The sequence below is a fragment of the Dokdonella sp. genome (genome assembly GCF_051958935.1).
Lineage (GTDB): Bacteria > Pseudomonadota > Gammaproteobacteria > Xanthomonadales > Rhodanobacteraceae > Dokdonella_A.
Genome location: NZ_JBQCFP010000079.1, coordinates 1 through 3,317 on the forward strand (window position 1 = coordinate 1; position 3,317 = coordinate 3,317).

The 3,317-nt window shown below is 69.6% G+C and carries 2 protein-coding genes; one reads left to right on the forward strand and one right to left on the reverse strand.

The window, feature by feature from the left end; translation table 11 throughout:
* On the reverse strand, positions 1 to 242 hold a 242-nt coding region (locus ACTHK2_RS07035; protein ID WP_440244996.1), incomplete at its 3' end, for a YciI family protein.
* 642 nt (positions 243 to 884) lie between these two features.
* On the opposite strand from ACTHK2_RS07035, the gene ACTHK2_RS07040 reads away from it, so the two are divergent.
* Positions 885 to 3,317, forward strand: a 2,433-nt coding sequence (locus tag ACTHK2_RS07040) for a WD40/YVTN/BNR-like repeat-containing protein (protein WP_440244997.1), incomplete at its 3' end; no start/stop codon positions are given.

Sequence of the window (3,317 nt, forward strand, 5' to 3'; positions counted from 1 at the left end):
TCCTTCGCCTCCGCGAACGGCCCGTCCGTATCCGGCGAGCCATCCGCGCGCGCCCGCACGAGCTTCGCTTCCTCGGGACCGGCGAGGCCCTGCGCATCGACGAGTTCTCCCGATGCGCGCAGCTGCGCGTTGAGATCCATCATGAACCGGATGTGCGCCTGGATGTCCTTAGGCGGCCAGGTGCCGATGCCCGCGGTGGTCCAGCCTTCCTTCGGCGCGTGCATCATGAGCATGTACTTCATCGGGTGTCTCCTCTCGAGCCGGACCGGAATGGGCGGCTTTCAGGGGGTAAGTCGGAGCCGGGGGCGGGTTCTCTACATGCCCGGTGAAATCATGTCTCGGCGCCCCAGCGTACGTCTCCGGCGACGGCGGCGTCCACGCGCACCCACCGCACCGCCGCGGTCGCACTTGGCCGAGGCGTCGTGTGCGCGGTGAGACAGGCGCGCGTCGAACCACTCCTCTTTCGTCGCACGGGACACACGACATTTCGCTTGCGCAGCGCCACGCACGCGGCGCCTGCGGCGGAGCGTTCCGCCAAGGCGAAGGGGAGAGGACATGCCGACGAGAGCGGATACCACGGGAAACGAAGGTTCGGGTCGGGACGCGGCAGCCCAATCCCGCGGCCCTCCTGAGTTGCCTCGCACTACGCCATCGGGCCCAGCGTGATCTTCCTCGACCTCAAGAGTAAGGTGAGGCGCTTCGCCACAATGCCGAAGAAGTCGCCGATGACCTTCCGTCGTAGCTCCTTCCTGCCGTCGATTTCTTTCGCATTCGCGGCAATCAGCTCAGCCACAGCCACCGCCCAAGTCCCGTCCGACCTCCCAAGCGCGCAATGGCGCCTCCTAGGCCCCTTCCGCGCCGGCTGGTCCACGATGGCCACAGGCGTGGCGGATCAGCCAGACACGTTCTACTTCGGCGCCGCCGGTGGCGGTGTGTGGAAGACGGTGAATGCGGGCGCGACGTGGCAGCCGGTGTCGGTCGGGCTCGCGTCCGCGCCGGTGGGGGCGATTGCGGTGGCGCCGTCGGATCCGCGCGTGCTCTATGTGGGCATGGGGCATCCGGAGCCGCGCTACGACATCGCCGCGGGGGATGGCGTGTATCGCTCCGACGATGGTGGCGCGCACTGGCAGCGGGTGGGGCTGGAGGCGACGCGGCATATCGGCGCGATCCTCGTGTCGCCGACGGATGCGGACACGCTGCTGGTCGGTGCGCTCGGGCATGTGTTCGGTTCGAATGCGGAGCGCGGCGTGTTCCGCAGCACGGATGGCGGCCGGCATTGGACGCATACGCTTAAGATCGATGCGCAGACGGGCGTGGTGGATCTCGCGGCGGACCCGGCGCAGCCCGACATCGTGTTCGCGGCGGCGTGGCCGGCGCGCAACTGGCCGTGGCTGAGCTACTTCACGCCGATCGAAGGCGAGGGCAGCGCGATCTGGCGGTCCGACGATGGCGGCGTGCACTGGCGTCGGCTCGGCGGCGAAGGCTGGCCCGCGGGCGCGCTCGGGCGCATCGGGCTCGGCGTGACGCACCTCGCCGATGGCGAGACGCGCGTGTACGCATCGATCGACTCGGGCGAGCACGGCGGCCTCTACCGCTCCGACGACGGCGGCGCGCACTGGCAGCGCGTGAACGACGCGAAAGCCGTGAGCACGTGGTACGAGAGCCGCCTCACCGTGGCACCGGGCCAGCCGGATACGCTCTATACGGTCGGCCAGTCCATCCACCGATCCACCGACGCCGGCAAGACCTTCACCATCATCAAGGGCTCACCTGGCGGCGACGACTACCATCACCTCTGGATCAACCCCAAGCACCCCGAGCGCATGGTCACCGCGAGCGACCAGGGCACGGTGGTGAGCGTGGACGGCGGCAGGAGCTGGAGCGACTGGTACAACCAGCCGACCGGGCAGTTCTATCACCTGGCCGCGGACGATCGCTTCCCGTACTGGATCTACTCGGGGCAGCAGGACTCGGGCACGGTCGCCATCGCCAGCCGCAGCGACTACGGCGCGCTGTCCTACCGCGACTGGCACCCGGTCGGCGGCGACGAGCGCGACTACGACCTGCCGGACTCCGAAGACGCGAACATCGTGTTCGGCTCCGGCCTCGGCGGGCGCATCTCGCGCTGGGACGCGCGCACGGGCGAAGTGCAGAACGTGTCGCCGTGGCCGGTGTCGAGCTACGGCGAGCGCGGCACCGACGTGAAATACCGGTACACCTGGTTCACGCCGATCGCCTTCTCGGCGAAGCCGCCGTACGCGCTGTACGCCGGCGCGCAGGTGCTGTTCCGCTCCACCGATCGCGGCGAACAGTGGCAGGCGATCAGCGGCGACCTCAGCGGCAAGCGTGAAGGGGCGAAGGGCTGCAGCGGCGACGTGCCGGTCGCGCGCGCGAGCGCGTGCGGCTACGGCGTCATCATGAGCATCGCGCCTTCGCCGCGCGACAACGACGAATTGTGGATCGGCACCGACAACGGCCGCATCCATCTCACGCGCGACGGCGGCGCGCATTGGCAGGACATCACGCCGAAGGCGGTCCCGGACTGGGGCAAGGTGAGCGCGCTCGATGTCTCCGCGCTGCAGGCGGGCACCGCGTACGCGGCGATCGACAACCACCGCCAGGATGATTTCTCGCCGCGCATCCTGCGTACGCACGACTACGGCAGGACCTGGCGCGCGATCACCGGCGGCCTGCCGCCGGATCACTTCGTGAGCGTGGTGCGCGCGGATCCGCAGCGCCCGGGCCTGCTCTACGCGGGCACCGACATCGGCGTGTATGTGTCCTTCGACGATGGCGCGCAGTGGCAGCCGCTGCAGCAGAACCTGCCGGTCGCGTGGGTGCGCGACCTGCTCGTGCACGGCAACGACCTCATCGCGGCGACGCAGGGGCGCGCGATATGGGTGCTCGACGATGTGGCGCCGCTGCGCCAGATGGCGCAGGCGCGGGCGCACGATGGCGCATTCCTCTTCACGCCATCGCCCGCGTATCGCCTGCGCCGCAGCCAGAACAAGGACACGCCGCTGCCCGCCGATACCCCGCTCGGTACCAATCCGCCGGATGGCGCCATCCTCGACTACCGATTGCCGCACGCGGCGAAGGGCGCGGTCGCGATCGAGATCCGCGATGCGCAGGGCGCACTCGTGCGCCGCTTCGCGAGCGACGCGGTGTCGCCGTGGCGCAGTGCCGAGCGCTACTTCGCCGAGGAATGGGTGAAGCCCGACGCGAAGCCCGCGACGGGCGCGGGCATGCACCGTTTCACGTGGGATCTGCGCACGACGCGCCCGCACGCGATCAGCTACGACTACAGCATCGCGGTC